The sequence below is a fragment of the Ferruginibacter sp. genome, assembly GCF_028288465.1.
GTDB lineage: Bacteria > Bacteroidota > Bacteroidia > Chitinophagales > Chitinophagaceae > Ferruginibacter.
Genome location: NZ_JAQBNR010000015.1, coordinates 92,032 through 118,205 on the forward strand (window position 1 = coordinate 92,032; position 26,174 = coordinate 118,205).

Consider the following 26,174-nt stretch of genomic DNA (forward strand, 5'->3'; position numbering starts at 1 on the left):
ATTTAAGTTGAATCTTTCCGAAACCACTTTTTTGAAATATATTCAGCCCATGAAATATTGCTTACTTATTTTTTGGCTGCCATTTTTTGGTGCTTACCCACTTATCACCTCCGCTCAACATAACTTGGTCGCTGCCATTAAACACAGCGACGCCTATGTGTTGTTACCGGATGGTACCGTTTCAACAACTGTAAAAATCACCCGGACCTGGCAGGGCAACTTTTGTAATACCACGCTCACCAATGCCGGCAAAAACAACCTTCGTCTAAAAGAGGCCGTGCTGTTCCAGGCGAACCGTTTGTTTAAACCCGAAACAGCTATTTACGCAGAAGGCTTTCAAATGCTGAGCCAGTACCGTGGTACGCTGGCAACACCCAAACTGGTAGGCGGCTACGATGACAATGGCCATTATAAATTACCGCAGCCAACGGGGTACAAAGCTGTTTACAATATGCTGGTATTACAGCCTGCTGACAGCCAACCAATGTTAATGGGCTTTAATTCTTCTTTTCGTTTTATTGGAAAATTTTATCTTTCGGCTGATACGGTTAAAGTGGTGATGGACCTGGAAAATGCGCTGCTAAAGCCCGGTGCAAGTATTCGGCTGGAGGAATTTTCGCTGCTGACAGCCAAAAACAGCAATGCGCTTACATCGGCATTTGCCGCCCGTATCAATCACTTTCATCCGCGGTTGCAAAGCGATATTCCTGCAGGTTGGTGTTCGTGGTATTGTTTTGGCCCGGAGGTAACGGCAAAAAATATCAGCGATCATCTTACCTACATTAAACAACATATTCCGCAATTAAAATACATTCAGTTAGATGACGGATACCAGCCGCATATGGGCGATTGGCTGGAGACGGGTAAAGCATTTGGCAGCAGCATACAGGCTGTTTTAAAGCAAATAAAAACTGCCGGATTTGAACCTGCCATTTGGGTGGCACCCTTTATCTGCGACAGCAATTCAACAGTATTTAAAGAACATCCGGACTGGCTGGTAAAAGATAGTTTGGGCAAACCATTGCGCAGCGACAAAGTAACTTTTGGCGGCTGGCGTTTGGCACCCTGGTATGCACTGGATGCCACCAACCCCTTGGTGCAGGCGCATCTTACCCATGTGTTTAAAACCATGTCAGCGCAATGGGGATGCACTTATTTTAAACTCGATGCTAACTTTTGGGGTGCCTTACCCGGTGGTGTGTATTATGATAAGACCGCTACACGTGTGACTGCCTACCGCAGCGGAATGAAGGCTATCTTAAAGGGCGCCGGCAATGCTTTTATTTTAGGATGTAATCACCCTTTGTGGCCTTCTATCGGATTGATTAACGGTTCCCGAAGCTCTAATGATATCAGCCGTGACTGGAATACTTTTTCTGCCACCGGCGATGAAAATTTATTGCGCAGCTGGCAAAACGGGCGCTTATGGTGGAACGATCCGGATTGTGTTTTGCTTACCGGTAATCTGCCGGCGAATGAATTTATGTACCATGCATCGTTGTTATTTGCAACAGGTGGCCTGGTACTGAGCGGCGACGATCTTACCACCATTACGCCGGAAAGATTAGCCATTTTGAAAAAGATGTTGCCACCAAAAAAGACGAGCGCTTTGTTCAATCCGGCGCTGGATGTTGGCTGGTTAAAAACTCCCGGAGCAACCTTTCTTATTTTATTAAATAAAGATGACCAGGAGAAAAAGTTTACTGTTCCCTTGCCAATAGCTTACCGGGTAACAGATTACTGGACCGGCGAAAAGAAAGGTGTGTATAAAAGCGAATGGAAAGATACGTTACCTGCACACAGCGGTAAAGTGTATCAGCTAAAGTCGTTATAAACACACCTGATCATTCAGGCAATTCAACCGCAACAATAAAAATTAAACCACAATACATCAACACGGCATGAAAAAAAATATAACCAGTCTCATTCTTATCAACAAAATTTTTTGGCGTCAAAAAATTGGATTGTTGCTGATGCTGCTGTTTTGTTGTTTTAATAGCGAAGCCCAGTTAAAAATAACAAGTGCATTGTGTGAAAATAAAGTCAACCCGGCCGGTGTTGTGTTGCAAAAATTACGCTTCGGATGGGAACTGTCTTCAACTGAACACAATCAATATCAAACAGCTTACCAGCTGGTGATTGCTTCTTCAAAAAACAAGCTTGACCAGGGCGACTATGACGTATACAATTCCGATGTCGTAAAAAGCAGGCAATCTGTTTTGGTAGATTATAAAGGGCAATCGTTACAACCTGGGCAGTTGTATTACTGGAAGCTGCAGGTATGGGATAACGCTAATCATAGCTCGGGATGGAGCAGCGACCAGCAGTTTATTACCGGCTTGTTTTCGGCAACCGACTGGTCAAATGCAAAGTGGATTGGGTATGAGGAACTGAACGATTCCATGCGCATGGTGCCCGGTATACATGAACCATATGCAGAAACGCTGGGTAATAAATGCGTGCAACGTCCCGTAGTGCCGCTGTTCAGAAAATCCTTTACCATCAGTAAAAAAATAAAAACGGCTTTGTTGTTTGTTACCGGCCTGGGGCAGTACGAACTGAGTATCAACGGCGCCAAAACGGGCACTGCTTTTTTGGCGCCTGGCTGGACTTATTTTGATAAAACCATTTTATATAACACGTTTGATGTTACATCCCAATTAGTCGGCGGCAACAATGCCATCGGCGCTATTGTGGGCAATGGTTTTTATAATATCAACAGGGAAAGGTATTTTAAAATAGTAGATGCATTTGGCATGCCTACCATGATTTGCCGCCTGAAAATTACTTATGATGATGGCGCAACCGAGGACATCGTATCTGATGCCACCTGGAAAACATCGCCTTCACCCATTACTTTCAGCAGTATTTATGGCGGCGAAGATTATGATGCCAGGATGGAGCAGGAAGGATGGAACAAGGCGGCATTTGATGATTCAAAATGGATGCGCCCACTGTTAATAAAAGCGCCTAAAGGGCAACTGTCACCCGAACAGGATTACCCGGTTGCATTAATGGATTCATTCACCGTGAAGAAAATTGTACATCCATCCGCCAGTACTTTGCTGTATGATTTTGGTCAGAACATTTCAGGTATTATCCGGTTAAAAGTAAGAGGAAGAAAAGGGCAACAGGTCAAATTAATTCCGGCTGAACTGATTAATAAAAATCAACTTGCCAATCAGTCCGCCACCGGCGATCCTTTTTATTTTACCTATACGATGAAAAGTGATGGGGAAGAAATATGGCAACCTAAATTTACCTATTATGGTTTCAGGTATGTGCAGGTGGATGGTGCCGTAGCAGATGCATCTGCTAACGATATGGGCTTGCCGGTAATAGTACAGCTTTCGTCTTTACACAACAGAAACAGTAACCCGGTAAATGGTAATTTTGAATGCAGCAATCCATTGTTTAACCGCATTTATACGCTGATTAACTGGGCCATTAAAAGCAATATGCAAAGCATTGTGACTGATTGTCCGCACCGGGAAAAACTGAGCTGGCTGGAGCAGGATTACCTGATGGGCAATTCGATTCACTACAATAACGATGTATATCATTTGTATCGCAAGCTGGTGCAGGATCTGATGGATGCTCAATATCCCGAAGGTTTTGTGCCCGACATCGCACCGGAGTACGTGGTGTTTGAAGGAGGCTTCCTGGATTCACCTGAGTGGGGCAGCAGTTCGGTTATACTTCCGTGGCTGTTGTATCAATGGTATGGCGATAAAGACATTCTGCAAAAGGCTTATGCTATGGCAAAAAAATATGTAGACTATCAGCAGACTAAATCAAAAGATTACCTGTTATCACATGGCCTCGGTGATTGGTACGATTACGGTCCTAACCCGCCCGGCGAATCGCAGTTGACTCCGAAAACGGTCACTGCTACTTCTATATTTTATTATGATGCCACACTGGTAAGTAAAATGGCGACGTTGCTGGATGAACAAAGCGATGCAAAAAAATATGCAGCACTTGCAGCATCCATCAAAACTTCTTTTAACAAAAAGTTTTTTAACAGTAAAACCAATGTGTATTCAACAGGCAGCCAAACGGCTATGGCCATGCCTTTTAGTGTCGGCCTGGTAAATGAAAAGTATAAGAAGGCGGTAATAAAAAACCTGGTAGATTCAATTTACGCCGGCAATAAGGCGTTAACGGCGGGAGATATCGGTTTCCACTTTTTAGTGAATGCACTGGACAAAGGAGGTGCTTCGCAATTACTATTCGACATGAATAACCGCGATGATGTGCCGGGCTATGGGTTTCAATTAAAGAAAGGCGCAACGGCCTTAACCGAGTCCTGGCCCGCACTGGAAGATGTATCCAATAACCATTTAATGCTTGGGCATATAATGGAATGGTTTTACAGCGGTTTGGCGGGCATCGACCAGGAGGAGAGCTCGGTGGCTTTTCAAAAAATAAAGATCAGGCCCCAACCGGTTGGCGACATCGTTTCAGCCAAAGGCAGTTTTCATTCACCTTATGGATGGGTTACAACAGACTGGAAAAAAGAGGGCAAACATTTTTTACTGCGTGTGCAGATACCGGTTAATGCAACTGCCAATATTTATCTGCCAGCGGCTAAAGACGCAGCAATTTATAGCAACCAGCTGCGGGTGCCAGGCAAACAAATTTCCTACAGTGAAGGAGTAGCAAAAATCAGCATAGGCTCCGGTGATTATGAATTTGAAGTAAAATAAAATTTTTCGCACAACGGAAGCGACGAGTACAACGGACGCAACGCATTTATAAAATACAGGATGCAACTGATTCAGCCGGTTCTGTAAAAAAACCTTCGTGTAATTTGTACCCTTTGTTCACTTTGTGTGAAACCAATTTTTCACACAAAGTTCGCTACGAATGCAACGGACGCAACGCATTTATAAAATACAGGATGCGACTAATTCAGTATATTCTGCAAAAAGATTTTTGCGTGCTTTGTATCCTTTGCTCCCTTTGTGAGAAACACAACTTCTTTAAATATTTAAAATGTTTTTTTCTACCTTTAGTTAATCATACTACTATTTTTTTACACCGATTTTTACCAAGCCACAATGACTGAGAAAAAGAAACTATCCCGCAATAAAATTTTAAAAGAATTGTATTTCCAGGACAGCCTTTCCTGCGCAGATCTTTGTTTTAAAATTGATAAAAGCTTTCCTGTCACCGCCAAATTACTCGAAGATCTCCTCAGCCACAACCTGGTGGTTGAATCCGGTTACGCAGCTTCGACCGGCGGCCGTCGTCCACTGACTTATACACTTCAGAAAGATGTGATGTACCTGGTATCTGTCGCAATGGACCAGTTTGTTACCAAGATTGCCGTAATGGATATGGAAAATAATTTCGTTTCGCCCATAGAAAAAATTGTACTGCCGTTGCCCGATAACCCCGAAGCTCTACAGGTGCTGGTTGAGAAAATACAATACGTGATGGATAAGTCTGGCATATCCAAAGAAAAATTTGTTGGAGTTGGGATAGGGATGCCCGGTTTTGTAGATGTAAAAAAAGGCGTGAATTATACCCATTTGCAATTGCCCAATTATAAAAGTATTACCCGGCATATCAGCGAAAAAATAAAGGTGCCTGTGTTCATTGATAACGACAGCAGTCTTGTGGCACTTGCCGAATTGCGCTTTGGCGCGGCCAGGGGTGTGAGCAATGCCATGGTAATAAATATTGCATGGGGTATAGGTCTCGGACTTATATTAAATGGTGAACTCTTCAGGGGCCATGAAGGTTTTGCAGGAGAGTTTAGTCATATACCGTTATTTTTAAACGGCAAATTATGCAGTTGTGGTAAAACTGGTTGTCTTGAAACAGAAACGTCTTTATTGCTGATTGTAGAACAGGCGAAGGAAGGAATTAAAGCGGGCCGGATTTCTAAACTGAGTTCGCTGCAGGGAGATGACCTGGAGCAGGATTTTGACGCCATCATCGAAGCCGTAAAAAGTGGCGACCAGTTTGCCATTGAACTTTTTTCAAAAGCAGGATATAACATTGGAAAAGGTGTAGCAGTATTGATTCACCTGCTGAATCCTAAAACAATTGTGCTGAGTGGCAGAGGCTCCGCAGCCGGGCAGATATGGCAGGCTCCGATACAACAGGCTTTGAATGAACATTGTATTTATCGTTTGTATGAAAGCACCAACATTGAAATTTCCACGCTGGGAAAACAGGCCGAATTAATTGGCGCTGCTGCGCTGGTGATGGAAAATTATGAGCATATTCCGGGAATGAAAATTCACCCATTTCCGAAACAACCAGATCATTTGAAGGTAAAATAACCTGGTAATGACCCTGAGTGCAGGTTATCAACCAGATTACGTGTGCAAAGAGTAGCCAGGAATTCCCTCACTTAAGCAATGGTATAACGCTCCTTTATTTTCCGGCAAGCAACTTCGGTCATCACTTAATAACCGACTGGCATCCTGCCGCCCTGCAACTCCACATGGCCTTCCACAAATCAACTTCCACACAATTTACATTGGCACTAGCTCGATTTGTAAAATAATTAAATAGATTTGAAAACTTTTTTAATTATTTAACAAGTTTGTATATCTTTATTTTAATAACAAAAAATTAACCAGGACATCGCTGCTATTATTATATGACGGAAAAAAGGACAGTATGTAAAAATGACATATTAAAGCAGTTGTATTTTCAGGAGAATCTGTCTTGTGTAGATTTGAGTATCATAATAGAGAAAAGTTTTCCACTTACACAGAAGTTGATTGAGGAACTCGTTGCCGACAATTTGGTAACAGAGACTGGGTATGCTGTTTCTTCCGGTGGAAGACGCCCTTTGACCTATGCCATTCAGAGAAATGTAATGTACATGGTTGCGGTAGCAATGGATCAGTTTGTTACTAAAATTGCGGTAATAGATATGCAAAATCATTTGGTATCATCCGTGACCAGGATTTTTTTATCATTAACGGAGACCCATTCAGCGCTTCAGGTGCTGATAGATAATATTGCCGGCGCAATTGACACTTCCGGTATACCAAAGGAAAAGTTTATAGGCATTGGCATTGGTATGCCTGGTTTTATAGACGTAAAAAAAGGCATCAATTATTCTTTTTTATCGCTTCCTGATAATGAAAGTATTACAAAACATATGGCTTTTCAATTGGGCCTGCCTGTGTTTATTGATAATGATTCAAGCCTGATAGCATTGGCTGAGCTGAGATTTGGGGCCGCTAAAGGCGCCCGGAACGCAATGGTAATAAATATTGGCTGGGGAGTTGGTCTGGGGCTGATTTTAAATGGAGCACTTTACCGGGGGCATGAAGGGTTTGCAGGTGAGTTCAGTCACATTCCGCTTTTTTTAAATGGAAAATTATGCTGGTGCGGAAAAGCGGGTTGCCTCGAAACAGAAACCTCGCTTCTGCTGATTAAAGAAAGGGCGATAGAAGGAATAAATTCTGGCCGGGTTTCAAGGTTAAATACCCTTTCATTGGAAAATCATGAGACGGCTTATCAGGAGCTTATAAAAGCTGTGCAGGAAGGAGATCAGTTTACCATCGAACTTTTTTCAAAGGCAGGATATAATATAGGGAAAGGTGTAGCAGTGTTAATTCACCTTTTAAATCCGCAAAAAATAATTCTAAGTGGCAGGGGATCGGCGGCGGGAAAAATATGGGAAGCTCCCATTCAGCAGGCGTTGAATGAACACTGTATTCGCCGGCTTTTTCAAAATACGAACATAGAAATTTCTGTCCTGGGGCTGGAAGCGCAACTGATCGGTGCGGCGGCCCTGGTGATGGAAAATTATAACGAGATATCGTTTTTAAAAGAAGAAACAACTGGATTTGAACTTAGTCAACTATAGAAATACCCAATTTTTTATTATTTAAAGCAAAACAACACAACATGAAAAAAACGATTTCACACTTACTGCCGCTTCTGCTCTTATGCATTTGCTGCGGTACTGTTTTAGGCCAACAGAGAAAAACTATTACGGGCTCAGTCAGGGACAGTGCCGGTAATGCAATTCCGGGCGTATCGATTAATTTAAGTGGAACTAAATCGAATGCAGCAGCGGACTCCAGGGGGAATTTTAAAATATCGGTACCAGTTTCTGATGCGGTATTGATTTTCAGTAGTGTTGGATATACTACTAAGCAGGTTAATGTTGGTAAGGAAGATTATTTGACTGTAGAATTATCAGGTGCGGTTGGCAAATTGAACGAAGTTGTGATAACAGGTTTCGGTACAAGAACCAGTTCTCTGAAAGTTCCTTATGCTATACAATCAGTAGGTGGAGCTGAACTTGCAAGGGCAGGCACTGTGAACGTAGTAAACTCTTTGCAAGGTAAAATTGCAGGCGTTATGGTCAATCAGGGTGCAGGCGGACCTTCATCAAGTTCACGTATCCGTATCAGGGGTAATTCAAGCCTTAGCGGCAATACCATGCCTTTATATGTTATTGATGGAGTATTGATTCAACCGGGCGCATCAGGTGCTGATTCGTGGGGCGATAACAGGGACTTTGGTAACCAGATGAAAAATCTTAATCCCGATGATTATGAAAGCATGACTGTATTGAAAGGATCTGCAGCGAGTGCTTTATACGGATCACAGGCATTAAGCGGCGTAATATTGATTACAACAAAAAAGGGTAAGGCAAGGCCGGGCCTGGGTGTCACGCTTAATCAAACAACTACCTGGAATAAAGTGTACAGACTTCCTGATTTTCAAAACGAATATGGTGGCGGTAACAGCCCGACTTTTGCAAAAAATTCAGATGGAAAAGATATTATTCCCAATGATGATTATGCTCCCTATTATAGTTTTGGTCCAAAGTTCGCCGGACAGACTGTTATTGATGCGGACGGAGTAACCCGTGTTTATAAGCCAAATAACATGAAGGACCTTTACCAGACAGGTTTAATTAATAACACCAATGTATCTGTTGAAGGCGGCAACGATAAAACCACCGTGCGTTTTTCTTATACAAAATCAGCTGAGCAGGGCATCGTATCTACTAATAAGTTTGACAGAAATAGTTTTGCGTTGAGAGCTACCCAAAAAGTGGGCAAATTAATTAACATGGATTTTTCTATTAATTATGCCGCAACTGTTTCTAAAAATCCAATGCAGCAAGGTGGCCAGGGAAGTTTATTATACAGACTTGCCTACTCAAATTCACGCAACTTTCCTATAGACAATCTGTTCGCAAATTATATTGATGCTGTAAATGGCGGCCGCGTGCAAAAATCTCCTTATTTGCGTGGATCTATCACTGATGACATGTGGAGTATTTACCAAACCAATGTTGCTCAAAAGGAAAATAGTCTTTTGGCAAATCTTGATATAACTGCCAACATAACGCCATGGTTAAGCTTGCTGATGCGGGGTAACGTGAATAGTTATGATGTTAACCAGGAAACTAAAGAACGTGGCGATGGAGCCGGCTTTAACAGCAACAATTTTGGACGATATGCTTTGTATACTTCAAACAGAAAAGACGCCAGATTACAGGCCTTATTGACTGCAACAAGAAAGATTACAAACAATCTGGAATTCAGCCTGTCGGCTGGTGGTGAAACACAACGCGGACTTGGTGGTACGCAATTATCTGCAAATACTAATGGAGGCTTTAAGAATGCCGATATTTTTGCACTTTCCAATAGTAAAAATGCGTTAGACGTGAGTGGAGGCAAATACCCGCAAAGCAGGCTGGATGCGTTGTATACCTATGGTGATATAACCTGGAAAGAAATGCTGACATTGTCAGGTAGTTTTAGAAGTGACTGGAACTCTACCTTAACTTATCCTGACGGTCATGGCACTTATGTTTATAATTATCCGTCAATTGGTGCTTCATGGTTATTTACAGAATTGCTGAAAGATAAAAAACAATTTGATTTTCTTTCTTTCGGTAAATTAAGAGCCAGTTATGGTATTACCGGAGCCGGTACAGGAATTTACACTACGTCCAGTGGAAACTATGTTTTAAATGGCAACTATACAGACCTTGGCGCCACATCTGTTCCCCGTTACGGCTTTCAGAGCAATAGTCTTGGTAACCTCAACCTGGTACCTTTAAGAGCTTTTGAAACCGAAATAGGCGTGGATCTTCGTTTTTTTAATAACCGTTTAAGGATTGATGTTGCTGCCTATAAAAAGAACACCAAGAATGAAACCATACAGTTAAATGCGCCGCCAGAAAGTGGCATTGACAGCCGTTTAATTAATGCAGGTAATATTCAGAACAAGGGCGTAGAAATATTATTGTCCGGAGTGCCAGTCCGCACAAAGCATTTTGAGTGGACCACTACGGTAAACTTTACCCGTAACCGGAATAAGATCATAGCGCTTTATCCTGGTACAGACAGCAGAGACCTTGACCTGGCTTTCGGAAACGACGTTCGTTCGGTAGCCAAAGTAGGTGAAGATTTTGGTACTATTGTAAGTACTTATGCCTATGCCAGAGATCCACAAACAAACCAAAAATTATTGCAGCAGGATGGAACTTACTGGCGCTCTGGTGCCTACGGACAGGGAGAAAAAATTCTTGGTTCTGCAATGGAAAAATACCTGGTTAGCAACATCAACGAATTCAGGTATAAAAGCTTCAGCCTGTTTATACAGGTAGATGCGAAAGTTGGTGGAAAGATCGCTTCAACAACTCACCAGTATGGATCTGAATATGGTAACTATCAAAGTACTTTATTTGGTCGTGACGCAGAACACGGTGGTATAGCCTATACTGACGCCAATGGTGTTCAGCGCAATGATGGTATTATACCAGAAGGCGTTTTTGGGAAAAACACCATCATTAATAATATTGATGTAAGTGGATTAACTTATGCTGATGCTGTTAGCAAGGGACTTAAAAAGCCAATTGCAGCTTTGGATTATTACGAAGGTATAGCAAGCTGGGGCACAGGTATCCGTGAATATTCTGTTTTTGATAATACCTGGGTTGCATTGCGTGAGGTTTCTTTTGGTTATGACTTTCCAAAAAGCACTATCAGTAAATTAAAAATCAACAGACTTCGGTTAAATGTTTCAGGTAGAAATATTATTTACTTATATACTACCACCAAGGATCATATATATCCGGAATCAATTTATTCAAGCCGCCCCGGCGCATTTGCTGAAACTGGCGGTGGACCTTACCAGCGTCAAATGGCGGTATCGTTGCTCGCAGGTTTTTAATTCGCAGGCAATATCTTTTAATAATTTAAATTTTAATAAAAATGAAATTTTATAAATATTCATACTTAGCTATCCTGGCTGTTTCCCTGGCACTGGGTAGTTGTAAAAAATCGGCATTTGTCGAATTAAACACCGACCCTGGTGTACTATATTCCATTAAACCGGAAGAGCAGTTTCTAAATGCTGCCATCCAGGCCCATGGACAAGATTTTGAGCAATTTTATGATAACTACCGCCGCATCATGTTCTGGACTCAACAATCCACTGCTAACGCAGGAAATGGCTCAGTAACACTGAAAACCGTGGGTAATTTTAATTCGCGTTATGGAGTATTTTATCCAACGCTGGGATCTGTTTTAACGGATGTACAGGTTTTGATCAGCAAATTGCCCGATGCAGAAAAACCAAAGTACGATCAGATAAATGCCATCGCTGATATTCCCAAGATATATTATGCTTTCTACGTTTCAGATATAAACGGAAGCTTACCTTATACAGAAGCTTTCCAGGCACGGTATGGTGGCACCCTTACTCCTAAATATGAAACGCAGCAGGAATTATACGCCTTGTGGGATAAGCGCTTAAAGGAAGTGATTGCTTTGTTGAAAGCTCCGCCAGCTACAGCACAGGTAAGTCTTGGTAAAAATGATCTTTATTTTCACGGCGATGTGGCTCTATGGGCAAAGGCTGCTTCAGCTCTTCGTTTAAGAATGGCAATGCGCCTGATGAAGAGAGACGAAGCCACAGCTACAGCGATTGTTAAGGAAGTAATTGCAGATGCATCCAACCTGATGACAAGCAATGCAGAGGGCTGGGTGTTTTATGCTGATGTAAGTTTTACTGCCGGCGGCAACTGGGCTCCTGACGAATTCAGGGCTCCAAAGCCAACGGTAGATTTTATGTTCTCACAGAGCGATCCACGCTTGCGCCTGTTTTATAAAAAGAACAATTATACACAGGCTAATATGAATGCAGCCATTGCCAAAGGACTATATCCTGCAGGTACTATTGTAAGTGCAAGGCAGTACGTAGGAGCACCGGTAAGCCCAGACGTTGTAAAAACCGTAAGCTCCTGGTTTGTGCAAAAGAAGGTAGATGATAACCTGGCACTGGATACGGTTTCTTATCTGCAATGGAGAATGTTTCAGCCTGCAAACGGCGGCGGTACAGGAAAAAATTTCTTTCCTTTAATTTCTTATGCGGATGAATTGTTTATGCGTGCTGAATTAGCCGCAAAAGGTATTACTACTGAAGATGCCCAGGCTTTGTATTATGCCGGTATCGATGCTTCAATATCTTTCTATGATAAGGCAGCTGCAGACGCTAAGCTGGAAGATTACACAGCAGTAACGCCTGATGAACTGACAGCTTATAAAGCTTCTCCCGCTATTATGTACAGTGCTCCGAAAGCATTGGAGCAAATTGCAATACAATCCTATATTAACTTCTTTAAGCAACCCAACGAAGCATGGGCGCTGTATAAAAGAACGGGCTATCCAAATGCAACAACCGCTTTGGCTAATGAAAATATAATGATTGATGGTACGCTTTACCAGATCCCAAGAAGAGCCGCAATCAGCGCTCCGTCTACAAGTGATTTAAATGCAATAAACAAACAGGCTGCTTTGGATAATATGAAAGCAGACCCTGATTTTGGAACCGCTATCGATGATCTGTACGGTCGTGTTTGGTGGGATAAAAAATAAATTTTATTCAGATAACTCCAGGCCGCATGTTTTGCCTGGAGTTATCTTTTTATACTCTTTGAAATCAGTGTATCACTATCCGTTTCATTTAACAATTACAGTCTGTATCATTTCTTAATTTAGTCGCAGGGATAAATTAAATTGTGTTATAAAATGGTTGTCAAAACATGCTTACAAGACCACTTACCATATTGTGCCTGATTTTTACCACCTATAGTCTGCATGCGCAGCTAACTAAAGATTCCCTTACCATTTTTAATCAAGTCGGTTCTTACGACTTAACAGATATCAGCCTTCAAAAAAATACGGTCATTCACCTGGATGATAAAGCGCTTTCCCTGTTTATTTTTTTATCACCGGAATGTCCGCTCTGTCAGAATTATACCAGGACAATAAACCAGCTTCACGAACAATTTAAAGACCGCGTTGCCGTGTACGGCATTGTTTCCGGCAATGCATATTCTTCAAAAAATGTGATGGCTTTTCAAAATAAGTATCTTACCACATTCAATATATTAATTGACACAAAACTGTCATTAACCCGTTATTTAAATGCAACTGTAACACCGCAGGCCATTTTGCTGGATAACAAAGGCAATCTTATTTATACCGGCGCTATTGATGACTGGGTGCAGGGCCTGGGAAAGAAGAAAGTATCGGCATCAAAACATTATGTAAAGAATGCCATAGAACAAAACCTGCAGCCTGCAGACGTAACTATCAAAAAAACAAAAGCGTATGGCTGCAGAATCAATGATTACTAAAATGAAAAACTTTGTATACCTGGTTTTATTTTTGCTGAATAGCTCTATACTGCAGGCTCAGCAGTTGACTTACTACAATGACATTGCTCCCATTGTTCAAACCAAATGCGCCCCATGCCACCATCCCGGCGGCGGCGCCCCCTTTTCGTTGTTGGGTTACGAAGATGTAAGCAAACGGGTAAGTTTTATAAAAGAAGTTGTGCAAAGTGGTTATATGCCGCCATGGAAGGCAGACAATAGCTATGTACATTTTGCAAATGACAGATCATTGTCTCAAAAAGAAATTAGTTTACTGGTGCAATGGATAGATAATAAAGCGCCGCAGGGAACAAAAGTAAAGCAGGTGGCTGCAACGCCTGAGTTTACGAGTTTTACAACATATAGCCGCAAGCCCGACTTGGTTTTAAAAATGGCAGACAGTTTTTTAGTAAGGGGAGATAACAAAGAACGTTTCGCTATTTTTAAAATTCCTTTTGAATTAAAAGATGCTGAAAATATTGAAGCCATCGAGTTTTACAGTAATAATAAAAAGCTGATTCATCATGCCAACTATGCCATACATGACGTAGCAGATACTTCTATCAATATTTATAAAACGGATGCTACTGTAAATTTATCGGAAGATGATCATACTAAACTGGATCAATACAGGCTTTATAAAAAAGTAATGACTTATTATGGCGGATGGATACCCGGTACAACTTACGAGTATTATCCAAAAGAATTTGGATGGATAATGCCAAAGCGTGGTGTGATCCTTTTAACCGTTCATTTTGCACCCAGCGCAGTGGATGAAAAAAGTTTTTCACAGGTAAATCTTTTTTTCAAAAAAACACCTGTTACAAGACAGGTTAAGGTGATCAGTTTTGGTTCGGGTGGCATTGGTGAAAAACAGATAACGCCGATTTTTTACATCAAGGCCAATGAAAAAAAATCATTTACGTTAGAGGTGACTAACCCGGGCACTGATGTTTCCATAATGTATGTTTGGCCGCACATGCACTACATCGGCAAGAGTTTTAAAGCCTACCTTGTTTCGCAGGAGGGAGACACAAGTAAGCTTGTGTCCATCCCTGAATGGGATTTTCGCTGGCAGGAAATTTACCGGTTAAAACATTTGCTGAAAGTGCCAAAAGGATCTGTGATGCATATTGAAGGAACCTACGACAACACGGCCGAAAACCCGGCAAATCCGCGTAATCCGCCCCGCACTGTTTTTTCAGAAAGCTCAATGATATCAACAGATGAAATGCTGACTTTATTAATGGTGTATTTGCCTTATGAAGAAGGAGATGAGAAAAAGGAATTGGAATAGCATTGCTGCAAAACAAAAAACGGATCATCAGCCGACAAGCAACACGAGGCTGCAGGCTGAAGTACAACAGGTTGATACGGTACAAGAGGGCGATGCAAGAATGTTCCACAAGGCTTCCCTGCCCGGACAATAATTTATACAACAAATTGAGTATGCAATTTTATAAGATAACCAATATGATTAATTAATGAAGCAAACATTGCCCTTTATAGCTTTTTTGCTTTTATCAGCCTGCTCCAATACCTTGTTTGCACAACAAAAAAAAACAAGCTTGTTTTCATTGATGAACGAAAAGGAGACAGGAATATCTTTTTTAAATTCGATAGAGGAGGATGATTCTTTAAATGTAATGCGCTACGAATATCTCTACAATGGCGCAGGTGTGGGTATTGGCGATTTTAACAACGACGGATTAAACGATATTTTCTTTTCCGGGAACACAACCGCTAACAAACTTTTTTTAAACAAAGGCAATTTTAAGTTTACTGACATCACCGCATCTGCAGCTGTTGCAGGCAATGGTACCTGGCGCACCGGCGTGAGCATTGCGGATGTAAACGGTGATGGTTTAATGGATATTTACGTTTGCCATTCGGGCAAGTATGATGATCCTGAAAAACTTTGCAATGAATTATTTATTAACCAGGGTTTGAAAGACGGGCTTCCTTATTTTAAAGAGATGGCCAGGGATTACGGATTAAATGCACCGGGCACTCAATCTACGCAGGCAGCTTTTTTTGATTATGATAAAGATGGAGACCTGGATATGTTTCTGCTGAATCATAGCAACCATACTTACAATCCGTTTATCAATACAAAGAAAGTACGGTCAACTCCCGACCTTAATTTTGGCAACCGCTTATTTAGAAATGACCGCGACGCTAAAGGCAATATGCATTTTACAGATGTGACTTTACAATCCGGCATTGTAAATAATGCGCTTAATTTTGGATTAAGTGTAACCATCAGTGACTTAAATAATGATGGCTGGCCGGATATTTATACCACAAGCGATTACACAGAGAAAGATTGTTTTTACGTCAATAATAAAGATGGAAGCTTTACCGAATCTTTGGCTAAATCGTTCGCTCATATCTCCAAATACGCGATGGGAGCGGATATTGCCGACTATAACAACGATGGAAGGCCCGACGTGTTTACACTGGATATGTTACCCGAAGACAATCACCGGCAGAAATTGCTGAAAGGGCCGGATGAATACGATCAGTATCATCTGTTGCTTGACAGCGGTTATTATCATCAGCAAATGCGCAATATGCTGCAGTTAAATGAAGGTGTTGATAACAAGGGTAACCTTCGTTTTAGTGAGATAGGGCAAATGGCCGGTGTATCAAATACAGACTGGAGCTGGAGTGGCTTGCTGGCTGATTTTGACAACGATGGCTGGAAAGATATTTTTGTAAGCAACGGGTATCTGCGTGATTTTACTGACATGGATTTTTTAAAGTACTCCGTTGCAGATGCTAAAGCCGCGGCATTAAAATCTGGCAACTTAAATTACCAAACCCACGACCTGGTTAAGCTGATGCCCTCCAATAAATTAAGCAATTACATTTTTAAAAATAACCGCGATTTAAGTTTTTCAAATAAAACCATTGACTGGGGTATCAGTAAACCTACTATTTCAAATGCAGCTGTTTATGCGGATCTGGATAACGATGGCGACCTCGATTTGGTTGTGTGTAATAATAACGAGCCTGCGATGGTGTATCGAAACAATGCGAGTGAAATAATGCCGGCGCATTTCATCAAGCTTCGGTTTAAGGGAGATGGGGTGAACACAAAGGCGTATGGCGCAAAAGCAACACTCACAACAAGGAGTACAACACAATACCTCGAGTTATACCCGGTGAGAAGTTACCAGTCAACAGTTGCGCAGGAACTTGTATTTGGCTTTCCGCTTAACGATACGATCAGGCAACTTGCTGTTGAATGGCCCGATGGTAAAGAAAGCATTTTTACGAATATAAAAACAGATACTGTAATTGAATTAAAACAATCGGAAGCTTCCAAAAAAAAAGCTGAAACGGGACTTGCAGTTACAAAAATGTTTACAGATATCACGGAGAAGTCGGGCATCCGTTTTAAACATATTGAAAATGATTTTATTGATTTTAAAGATGAAGTGCTGCTGCCATACCAGTTATCAAAACAAGGGCCTGCGTTGGCGAAAGGCGATGTAAACGGCGACGGGCTGGAAGATATTTTTATTGGTGGAGCGATAGGACAGGCGGGCGTACTGTACCTGCAAAAGGAGAATGATACATTTGTTGAAACGCCGCAACAAGCCTGGATAAGTGATTCTGCAAGTGAAGATGTAAACGCCGTTTTTTTTGATGCCGACAAAGATGGCGACCTTGATTTGTACGTAGTAAGCGGCGGTAATGAATATGCGGATCAGTCCCCCGAATATGCAGACAGGTTGTACTTGAATGATGGTAAAGGAAACTTCGTTAAAAACATGGATGCATTACCGGCCATGCTCAGCAGCAAACAAGCTATTGCGGTGGGAGATTTTGATAATGATGGCGATCTGGATTTGTTTGTGGGTGGCAGGGGAGTGCCGGGCTCTTTCCCGTTGCCTTCAGTAAGCTACCTGTTGCGCAACGATACCCAAAATGGTGTTACTCGTTTTACCGATGTTACCGCTTCAATCTGCCCGGCATTGCAAAAATCCGGAATGGTTACCGTTGCACAATGGGCCGACATTAACAATGATCATTTTCCGGAGCTGGTTATTGCCGGAGACTGGATGCCCGTAATGCTCTTTAATAATAACAAAGGAAACCTGGAAGATATTTCACTTGCATCGGGATTAAAAAACCTGAATGGTATGTGGTCGGCGCTTACAGTCACTGATATTGACGGCGACGGGGACATAGATTTCTTATTGGGTAATTGCGGCTACAACGATCAGTTTTCAAAAACCAGTAAAGAGCAACCGTTGCAATTGTATGTAAACGACTTTGATGATAACGGCACCCTCGATCCGGTAATGTGTTATTATATCCAGGGCAAAAGTTATCCCATGGCCTCCAGGGATGAATTACTTGACCAGGTTTCGCCCCTCAAGAAAAAATACATCAAGTACAAAGATTATGCAGATGCTACTATCAACGATATCTTTTCCAAAGAAAAGATCCGGCAGGCACAGGTACTTTACTGCGATGAACTGGCTTCTGGTATTTTATACAATGATGGCCATAACAATTTTTCCTTTAAGCCTTTGCCACTGCAGGCACAGGAATCAAAAATATTTGGATTGACAGCTGTTGATTTTGATGGCGACGGAAAAAAAGATATTTTATCCGGAGGTAATTATTTTTCTTATCGTGTTCAGTTGGGCCGGTCAGATGCAAGTCTTGGCCTGTTGATGAAAGGTATGGGTAACCAACATTTTTCGGTCATCGATCCGCCACTGTCCGGTGTTTACATTGATGGGGATGTCAGGGCCATGACTGCTATAAAAAATAAATCAGGTGAAACACTCATTATAGTGGCCAAAAATAATGACACCGTGCAGGTTTTAAAAGCAAGCCGTAAATGAGAAAATTAATATTGATCACAGTGTTATTAATGCCCTACCTGTCCAATGCGCAAACCAGGGCATGGGAAACAGATGCGATCCCATTGCACCGGGCACAAAAGGCTTTAACGGATGTTATCATTCACGATATTTTTTCTCCGCCGGTTGCCAGCCGCATATACGCTTACACCAACATCGCCGCATACGAAGTGTTGGTAAAACAAAATAAAGCGTATCGTTCTATGCATACACAGCTGAATTATTTTCCCGAAATACCGGTTTGTAAATATAAAATCTGTGCTTCTCTTGCAGCAGTAAATGCTTTTTTAATCACCGGTAAAAATCTTGTTTTTTCAGAAGCCATCCTGCAGGATTCCATTACTCAAATTTTGCAATGGTATAAAAATAAAAAAATAAGCAGGCAGGAATATGATGCTTCAGTATTGTATGGTCAGCAGGTAGCCGATGCTGTTATGCAATGGGCGGCAAAAGACAAGTATAAAGAAACAAGAAGTTTAAGGCGTTATAATTATTTAAAACAGGAAGGCAAATGGATGCCGACACCGCCGGTATACATGGCGGCGGTTGAACCTAACTGGAAACGGATAAGGCCACTGGTACTGGATTCCGCCAGCCAGTTCCGCCCTGAGCTTCCACTGCCATTCAGCAAGGATACCAATAGTTTATTTTACCGGCAGGTATTGGAAGTGTATGATACAACCCGCCATTTATCTGCTCAACAAATTGCAATTGCAAGTTTTTGGGATTGCAACCCTTTTGCTGTAACCACCGAAGGCCACCTGAATTTTGCAACAAAAAAAATATCGCCCGGCGGTCATTGGATGTCAATAGCCGGCGTTGTGTGCCGCAGTACCAACGCTACGATGATGAAAGCCGCTGCCGCGTATTCCTTTACGGCTATCGCATTATTTGACGGATTTATTATTTGCTGGGATGAAAAGTACAGGAGCAATATTATCCGCCCGGAGACTTATATCAACAAATACATGGATGAAAGCTGGCGGCCGTTGTTACAAACACCACCTTTTCCTGAATATACCAGCGGGCATAGTGTTATATCAACCGCAGCAGCTACTGTGCTCAATCATTTTTTTGGTAATGCTATTGGTTTTGACGATGATACCGAAGTTGAATTTGGGTTACCTGTAAAGCATTTTAATTCCTTTTCAGAAGCTTGTAACGAAGCGGCAATTTCGCGTTTGTATGGTGGTATACATTACAGGGCAGCCATTGAGAACGGACAGAAACAGGGAAGCAGTTTAGGTGAGTGGATCACAGGGAAAATTAAAATGCATTGATGTTGGAAGGTGAAAATTCAGAAGGTAAAAAAAATATTAGAATCAATAATAGTTGCAATGAAGATTAAAAAAACGATGATGAATAAAAGTATTTTATTGATTTTGTTATTCGGGCACCAGTTTGCAAGTGGGCAGCAAACCTATGTTTTTACAAAAGGCTTGTTTGTAAATGGGGTACATCATTACGGCCGTGAAGCACTTTATATTGACACGGTGGCCTGGCAGTTATACAATCAGGTTTTACAAAAGCCCGAAGCTGGAAAAACAGCTAAGCAGGATAGCATAACAAATCGAATTAGATGGACATCAGTAACCGCAGACAGTGCCGGCGTTTTCAAAAGCAGGCGTTTCGGTGCGGGCGGATACTTGTATTTAACTTACACTGCAACCCGTCAGCAAAATGTGTTGCTGAACATTAAAGGCAATAGCGCCGTATATTTTAATGGTGTATTGCATGCAGGTGATCCGTATGGCGCCGGTTGGCTGTACATTCCGGTCACACTAAAAAAGGGGCTGAATGAATTGTATGTGCGCACTTACTTTCAAACCAGTGCTGCTATCATCTTTCCGGAAAAACCCGTAATGATCAGTACCACAGATTCCACGATGCCGCATGTGGTTTTAAAAAAACAAAATGGTGTTTTGCAGGGAGCTGTGGTGATCATTAATTCCGGTTTGCAGGACTTGAAAAATTACCAGCTAAAATCAATCGTATCCGGTAAAACTTTGCTCACCAACATTCCTGTAATACCGGCGATGTCATCACGAAAAGTGATCTTTAATTTTGATGCCGGAGGCATAAGCAGCACAGGGAAATATGATTGCGGTATCACCCTACAGAATAAAAATAAATCAGTTGATGAAAAGCAATTCATTCTTGAAGCAGTAGATTCATCAGCAAAATACAGCACTACTTTTATAAGCCAGGTGGATGGCAGTTTGCAATACTATTCAGTTACACCTCAGTTAAACGGAACAAAGGATAATGCAGCCTTATTTTTATCCGTTCATGGAGCAGGTGTTGAAGCGATTGGCCAGGCAAAAGCGTACCAATCCAAAGATTGGGGAACACTGGTAGCGGCCACCAACCGGCGTCCACGGGGTTTTAACTGGGAAGACTGGGGCAGGCTGGATGCACTGGAAGTACTCAATCTTGCCAAAGAAAAATTTAAGCCGGATCCGCAGCGTATCTATCTAACCGGTCACTCCATGGGAGGACATGGCACCTGGTTTTTAGGTGCTGCTTATCCCGGTAACTGGGCGGCTATTGCACCCTGTTCGGGTTATCCAACCTTAAAAGATTATGGTTCTGCCGATGGAAAAATCCCGGACAGCAGTAAAGATGTTTTTGAACAAATGTTACTGAGGGCGGGCAACCAGAGTGATGTCATCAGCCTTGCCAATAATTACAAACCATTTGGTGTTTATGTATTGCATGGTGATTCAGATAAAGTTGTTTCTGTAAATTATGCCCGGCAAATGAAAAAGTTGCTGGCAGCTTTTCATCCTGATTTTAACTACTACGAATATCCCGACGGCGAGCATTGGTTTGGTGACCAGAGTGTTGACTGGAAGCCCTTATTTGACTTTTTTAAATGGCATACGAGGCTTGCTGATACTGCCGTTAATCAAATTGATTTTACCACTTCGAGTCCTGGTATTTCCTCCACTTATCGCTGGGCTTCTATCCTACAGCAGCAACATCCCCTGCAGTACAGTAATTTAAAATTGGTTCGTGACAGAAATCAACATAGAATTACCGGTACCACAAAAAATATTCACATGCTGCAATTCCGTCTCAAAGATTTTGGCGCTAACACAACAGTCACTATAAGCCTTGATAATTCGGATACTATAAGCTACTCCACTGTATCAGCCAACGATAGTATTATACTGCAATTAAAGCAGAACAAATGGGTAGCAGGAGCAGCGCCATCTTTAAATGAAAAAGGGCCACAGCGATATGGTACCTTTAAAGAAGCGTTCAATCACCATATGGTATTTGTGTATGGTACCGCCGGTGATAACAAGGAAAACGAGTGGAGTTTAAACAAGGCCAGGTATGATGCAGAAACCTGGTATTACCGTGGCAATGGAGCAGTTGATGTGATAGCAGATAAAGAATATTCCTTAACAAAATATAAGGACAGGGGCATAGTACTTTATGGGAACAGCAATACAAATTCAGCCTGGAAAGGATTGCTGAATGATTGCCCGATACAGGTGGAAAGAAACAAAATTACAGCAGGCGATAAAGTATGGAGCGGAGGCGATCTTGGTGCTTATTTCGTGTGGCCGGTAAAAAGTTCTTTTATAACTTCAGTAGCTGTAATAAGTGGCACTGGTTTAAAAGGGATGCAGGCCGCATCAGCAAATCAGTATTTTGCGGGAGCAAGTGGCTTTCCTGATTTTATGATCTATGATATTGATATGCTGCAGTCAGGTGCACACGGTGTAAAAATGGCAGGCTTTTTTAATAATGAATGGAAGTTAGATAGCGAAGAATTCAAATTGCAACAGTAATATGCACTGTTATTGCTCCGGCCTCAATAAAACTAATTCGATAGTTAACCTAAAAAGCATTTAAAAAATAAGTATGAAACGCAACGAATTTATTAAAAGTGCCGGTTTATTAAGCGCCGGACTAATGATGAAAAATTTTTCTTTCGCACAAGCTGATCCTGCATTTCCCGTAGTAAGAATACCGTATGACAAAAGAAAATTTCACAGCAAAGCGGTGGAAGCTGCCATTACTGAATTTCAATCGAAAGTAAAAAATAAGGAACTTGGCTGGTTGTTTGGAAACTGTTTTCCCAACACGCTGGATACAACGGTTGACTTTGAAATGGTGGATGGTAAACCGGATACCTATGTTATTACCGGCGATATTGATGCCATGTGGATGCGGGACAGTACGGCACAGGTTTGGCCCTACCTGGCATTTGTGAAAAAAGATAAAGAACTACAGGAGTTAATTACCGGCGTTATCAACCGCCAGGTAAAATGCATTTTAAAAGATCCCTATGCCAATGCTTTTTATAAAGACGAGAATAAAGTGAGCGAATGGAAGAGTGATCTTACCACGATGCAACCCGGCATACACGAACGGAAGTGGGAAATTGATTCGCTTTGTTATCCCATCCGGCTGGCATATAATTACTGGAAAGAAACCGGCGATACAACTCCTTTTAACGGGCAGTGGAAAAACGCCATTCAATTAATTTTAAAAACATTTAAAGAACAACAACGCAAAACAGGCAACGGTACTTACACATTTCAACGCACTACCGCCTGGGCTACAGATGGCGTTCCGCTGGGCGGCTATGGTTACCCGGTAAAACCTGTTGGGTTGATCTGTTCTATGTTTCGCCCCAGTGATGATGCTACTGTTTTTCCTTTCCTCATTCCCTCCAACTTTTTTGCGGTAGTAAGTTTAAGGCAGGCATCCATCATGGTAAAACAAATTTTTAAAGATGATGGTTTGGCGAATGAGTTGACAGCCCTCGCAAGCGAAGTAGACAAAGCGTTGCAGCAATACGCTATTATCAATCATCCGCAATACGGAAAAATTTATGCGTATGAAGTAAATGGTTTTGGAAGTTTTAATTTAATGGATGATGCGAATGTACCGAGCCTGTTATCGCTGCCATATTTAAATGCGGTTAAAAATACCGATCCCGTTTATATCAACACCCGTAAATTATTGTTATCCAGCAATAATCCTTTCTTCTTTAAAGGCAAAGCCGCGGAAGGTATTGGCGGTCCGCATGCAGGCATGAATATGATATGGCCGCTAAGCATCATTATGCGTGGATTGACCAGTAACAATGATACGGAAATTAAGCACTGTATTGAGATGCTGCGTAAAACGCATGGCGGTACTGGTTTTATGCATGAGTCTTTCCAAAAAGATGATGCCAATAATTTTACCCGCAAATGGTTCGCCTGGGCCAATACTATTTTTGGCGAATTGTTGTGGGAAGTGTATCAGGCAAAACCACATTTATTAACGTAATGATTTTTAATTAAAAACTGCTGACCGACATGATAAAAAAATGCTTTTATACATTTTGTATTTCGCTTGCCTTGTTATTGTTTTTTACGAATACAAACGCACAGCAAAAAATAAATCCGGATTCTATCCGCAGTAAAATGCAATGGTTTGCTGATGCCAAACTGGGCATCTTTATTCACTGGGGCATGTATTCTGTAAATGGTGTTGATGAAAGCTGGAGCTTCTACAATAAAAAAATAAGCTACGCAGATTATATTAAACAGATGAAAGGATTTACCGCTTCAAAATATGACCCGCAGGCATGGGCAGGTCTGATAAAAGAAACGGGTGCAAGGTATGCGGTGATCACCACCAAACACCATGATGGTATGGCTTTGTGGCCCACCAAACAAAAACATTTAAGTGTGGTGAATAATACCCCTGCAAAGCGGGATGTGCTGGGGCCATTTTATAAAGCACTGGATGAACAGGGCATTAAAAGAGGCGCTTATTTTTCTTTATTGGATTGGAGTCATCCCGACTACCCGGGTTTTATGAAAGATACAAACCGCTATAAAATTGCAGAACAACCGGAGCGATGGAAACGCTTTCAGCATTTTTTTCAAAGCCAGATTAATGAAATCAACACGGCCTATAAGCCTGACCTGTGGTGGTTTGACGGCGACTGGGAAAAGAGCGCCGATGAATGGCAGTCAGCCGATGTACGGAAACAAATACTGGCGATACAACCTGATGCCATCATCAATGGCAGGTTGCAGGGCTATGGTGATTATGAAACACCAGAACAAAATTTCCCGGTCAGCAAACCGAAATATAATTGGTGGGAACTGTGCATGACCACCAATAACAACTGGGGTTATCATCCCGATGATACCGCTTACAAAACACCTTTTGAAATAATCACCATCTTTGTAGATGCGGTAAGTAACGGCGGAAACCTGTTACTGGATATTGGTCCGAAAGCAGACGGCACGATACCCGAAGAACAGGTGCATATTTTAAAAGAACTGGGTAAGTGGAATAAGAAGAACGGCGAAGCTATTTTTAATACCCTTGCCGGTCTACCGCAGGGCCACTTTTACGGACCAACGACCATCACCAAAGATTCAACCACATTGTATCTTTTTTTACCAGCACAAACAGCCGGCAATGTAATGGTAAAAGGCCTGGTGAATGACATCAGGGATATACAGGTGCTTGGTACCTCAATCCACTTACAACACAAAGTAGTGGGCAAAATTTCCTGGAGCCCGGTGCCAGGGTTGGTGTTTATCAATGTGCCTGAAAATGTCCGGGACGAATACATGACCGTGCTTAAACTTACATTGGATAAGCCGGTAAAATTATACCGTGGCCAGGGTGGGTTGAATTAAAATTATTCAGTTATGAATAGCAAATGATCAGTATTGAATACCTCTCTTAAGCTGGTATTTGCTTACTTTGATTTCGGCTTTTTTAATACAGTTATGAAAAATCAATTCACTATACAATTTTATTTTGTCCTTGTTATTTGTTGTGTTGCTGTCAATGCCAATGCACAGCAAAGGAAAGGCTGGAAGCTGATTTGGCGGGAAGAGTTTAACTACAAAGCCCTGCCCGATCCAAACAAATGGAATTACGAGAACGGGCATGTGCGCAACCAGGAGCAGCAATATTATACCAATGCCCGAAGCGAAAATGCCTGGGTGCAAAATGGTGTGCTGACTATTACCGGTAAAAAAGAAACCTATCCCAATAGTGATTATGTGAAGGGCTCCAATAACTGGTCACAAAAAGATTCGCTGGCACAGTACACTTCTGCAAGTATCAACACCAACCAAAAGGCCGAATGGCAGTATGGGCGTATTGAAGTAAAGGCAAAACTGCCGCATGGGGGCGGAATATGGCCAGCGATCTGGATGATGGGCATTGACCGGGAAAGAATTGGCTGGCCGGGTTGCGGCGAAATTGATATCATGGAATTTATTGGCAATCATCCGCAGGATATTTATGGTACCATTCATTTTGCTGATTCTGCTGCTGCAGGCGGGCACCGTTCGAGCGGGAGTAAAACAACCTCCAAAGCTTTGCAAAATGATTTTCATGTATATGCTTTGGAATGGGACAAAGATGCCATGGATATTTATTTTGATGATCAGCTGTTTCATCATTTTGTGATTGATTCTGCAGGTACCGGCAACAACAATCCTTTCAGAAAACCATTTTACTTATTGCTCAATTTAGCCATGGGCGCCGATTGGCCCGGCCCGATTGATGATGCTGTTTTGCCACAACAATTTGTAGTAGACTATGTAAGATTCTATAAAAAGAAGCATTAATATAACAGGTAT

At 41.8% G+C, this 26,174-nt stretch carries 14 protein-coding genes; all 14 read left to right on the forward strand.

Annotated elements, in window-relative coordinates; translation table 11 throughout:
* Positions 1-49: 49 nt before the first annotated feature.
* Positions 50-1,834 carry a glycoside hydrolase family 36 protein gene (locus JWR61_RS05575; RefSeq protein ID WP_301926852.1) on the forward strand — a complete coding sequence of 595 codons (1,785 nt, stop codon included), beginning with the start codon at positions 50-52 and terminating at the stop codon, positions 1,832-1,834.
* A 67-nt stretch (positions 1,835-1,901) separates the two neighbouring features.
* A complete protein-coding gene (locus JWR61_RS05580; RefSeq protein ID WP_301926853.1) occupies positions 1,902-4,709 on the forward strand; it encodes a family 78 glycoside hydrolase catalytic domain in 2,808 nt (935 codons plus the stop codon).
* Between the two features lie 354 nt (positions 4,710-5,063).
* On the forward strand, positions 5,064-6,296 hold the full coding sequence (locus tag JWR61_RS05585; protein ID WP_301926854.1) for an ROK family protein: 1,233 nt from the start codon (positions 5,064-5,066) through the stop codon (positions 6,294-6,296).
* A 401-nt stretch (positions 6,297-6,697) separates the two neighbouring features.
* Positions 6,698-7,843, forward strand: a complete 1,146-nt coding sequence (locus JWR61_RS05590; RefSeq protein ID WP_301926855.1) for an ROK family protein — start codon at positions 6,698-6,700, stop codon at positions 7,841-7,843.
* 41 nt (positions 7,844-7,884) lie between these two features.
* The gene (locus JWR61_RS05595) at positions 7,885-11,178 is read left to right on the forward strand and encodes a SusC/RagA family TonB-linked outer membrane protein (protein WP_290336811.1); all 3,294 of its coding nucleotides are present in this window, start codon (positions 7,885-7,887) and stop codon (positions 11,176-11,178) included.
* 41 nt (positions 11,179-11,219) lie between these two features.
* Positions 11,220-12,884, forward strand: coding sequence for a SusD/RagB family nutrient-binding outer membrane lipoprotein (locus tag JWR61_RS05600; RefSeq protein WP_301926856.1), 1,665 nt, complete (start codon positions 11,220-11,222; stop codon positions 12,882-12,884).
* A 167-nt stretch (positions 12,885-13,051) separates the two neighbouring features.
* Positions 13,052-13,648 carry a redoxin family protein gene (locus tag JWR61_RS05605; RefSeq protein WP_301926857.1) on the forward strand — a complete coding sequence of 199 codons (597 nt, stop codon included), beginning with the start codon at positions 13,052-13,054 and terminating at the stop codon, positions 13,646-13,648.
* Positions 13,623-14,963 carry a cytochrome c gene (locus JWR61_RS05610; RefSeq protein ID WP_301926858.1) on the forward strand — a complete coding sequence of 447 codons (1,341 nt, stop codon included), beginning with the start codon at positions 13,623-13,625 and terminating at the stop codon, positions 14,961-14,963. The genes JWR61_RS05605 and JWR61_RS05610 overlap by 26 nt, the downstream gene beginning before the upstream one ends.
* 187 nt (positions 14,964-15,150) lie before the next feature.
* Positions 15,151-18,531, forward strand: coding sequence for a VCBS repeat-containing protein (locus JWR61_RS05615; protein ID WP_301926859.1), 3,381 nt, complete (start codon positions 15,151-15,153; stop codon positions 18,529-18,531).
* Positions 18,528-19,829 carry a vanadium-dependent haloperoxidase gene (locus JWR61_RS05620; protein ID WP_301926860.1) on the forward strand — a complete coding sequence of 434 codons (1,302 nt, stop codon included), beginning with the start codon at positions 18,528-18,530 and terminating at the stop codon, positions 19,827-19,829. The genes JWR61_RS05615 and JWR61_RS05620 overlap by 4 nt, the downstream gene beginning before the upstream one ends.
* Before the next feature lie 57 nt (positions 19,830-19,886).
* Positions 19,887-22,352, forward strand: coding sequence for an alpha/beta hydrolase-fold protein (locus JWR61_RS05625; RefSeq protein WP_301926861.1), 2,466 nt, complete (start codon positions 19,887-19,889; stop codon positions 22,350-22,352).
* Positions 22,353-22,425: 73 nt separating this feature from the next.
* Positions 22,426-23,844, forward strand: coding sequence for a glycoside hydrolase family 125 protein (locus JWR61_RS05630; protein WP_301926862.1), 1,419 nt, complete (start codon positions 22,426-22,428; stop codon positions 23,842-23,844).
* Between the two features lie 29 nt (positions 23,845-23,873).
* The gene (locus tag JWR61_RS05635) at positions 23,874-25,217 is read left to right on the forward strand and encodes an alpha-L-fucosidase (protein ID WP_301926863.1); all 1,344 of its coding nucleotides are present in this window, start codon (positions 23,874-23,876) and stop codon (positions 25,215-25,217) included.
* Positions 25,218-25,310: 93 nt separating this feature from the next.
* Entirely contained in the window at positions 25,311-26,162 is an 852-nt protein-coding gene (locus JWR61_RS05640) for a glycoside hydrolase family 16 protein (RefSeq protein ID WP_301926864.1), read from the forward strand.
* The last annotated feature ends 12 nt before the right edge of the window (positions 26,163-26,174 follow it).

Coding starts and splice junctions, on each gene's coding strand:
- JWR61_RS05575 (WP_301926852.1), top strand. CDS start 50: ATGAAATATTGCTTACTTATTTTTTGGCTGCCATTTTTTGGTGCTTAC.
- JWR61_RS05580 (WP_301926853.1), top strand. CDS start 1,902: ATGAAAAAAAATATAACCAGTCTCATTCTTATCAACAAAATTTTTTGG.
- JWR61_RS05585 (WP_301926854.1), top strand. CDS start 5,064: ATGACTGAGAAAAAGAAACTATCCCGCAATAAAATTTTAAAAGAATTG.
- JWR61_RS05595 (WP_290336811.1), top strand. CDS start 7,885: ATGAAAAAAACGATTTCACACTTACTGCCGCTTCTGCTCTTATGCATT.
- JWR61_RS05600 (WP_301926856.1), top strand. CDS start 11,220: ATGAAATTTTATAAATATTCATACTTAGCTATCCTGGCTGTTTCCCTG.
- JWR61_RS05605 (WP_301926857.1), top strand. CDS start 13,052: ATGCTTACAAGACCACTTACCATATTGTGCCTGATTTTTACCACCTAT.
- JWR61_RS05610 (WP_301926858.1), top strand. CDS start 13,623: ATGGCTGCAGAATCAATGATTACTAAAATGAAAAACTTTGTATACCTG.
- JWR61_RS05615 (WP_301926859.1), top strand. CDS start 15,151: ATGAAGCAAACATTGCCCTTTATAGCTTTTTTGCTTTTATCAGCCTGC.
- JWR61_RS05620 (WP_301926860.1), top strand. CDS start 18,528: ATGAGAAAATTAATATTGATCACAGTGTTATTAATGCCCTACCTGTCC.
- JWR61_RS05625 (WP_301926861.1), top strand. CDS start 19,887: ATGAAGATTAAAAAAACGATGATGAATAAAAGTATTTTATTGATTTTG.
- JWR61_RS05630 (WP_301926862.1), top strand. CDS start 22,426: ATGAAACGCAACGAATTTATTAAAAGTGCCGGTTTATTAAGCGCCGGA.
- JWR61_RS05635 (WP_301926863.1), top strand. CDS start 23,874: ATGATAAAAAAATGCTTTTATACATTTTGTATTTCGCTTGCCTTGTTA.
- JWR61_RS05640 (WP_301926864.1), top strand. CDS start 25,311: ATGAAAAATCAATTCACTATACAATTTTATTTTGTCCTTGTTATTTGT.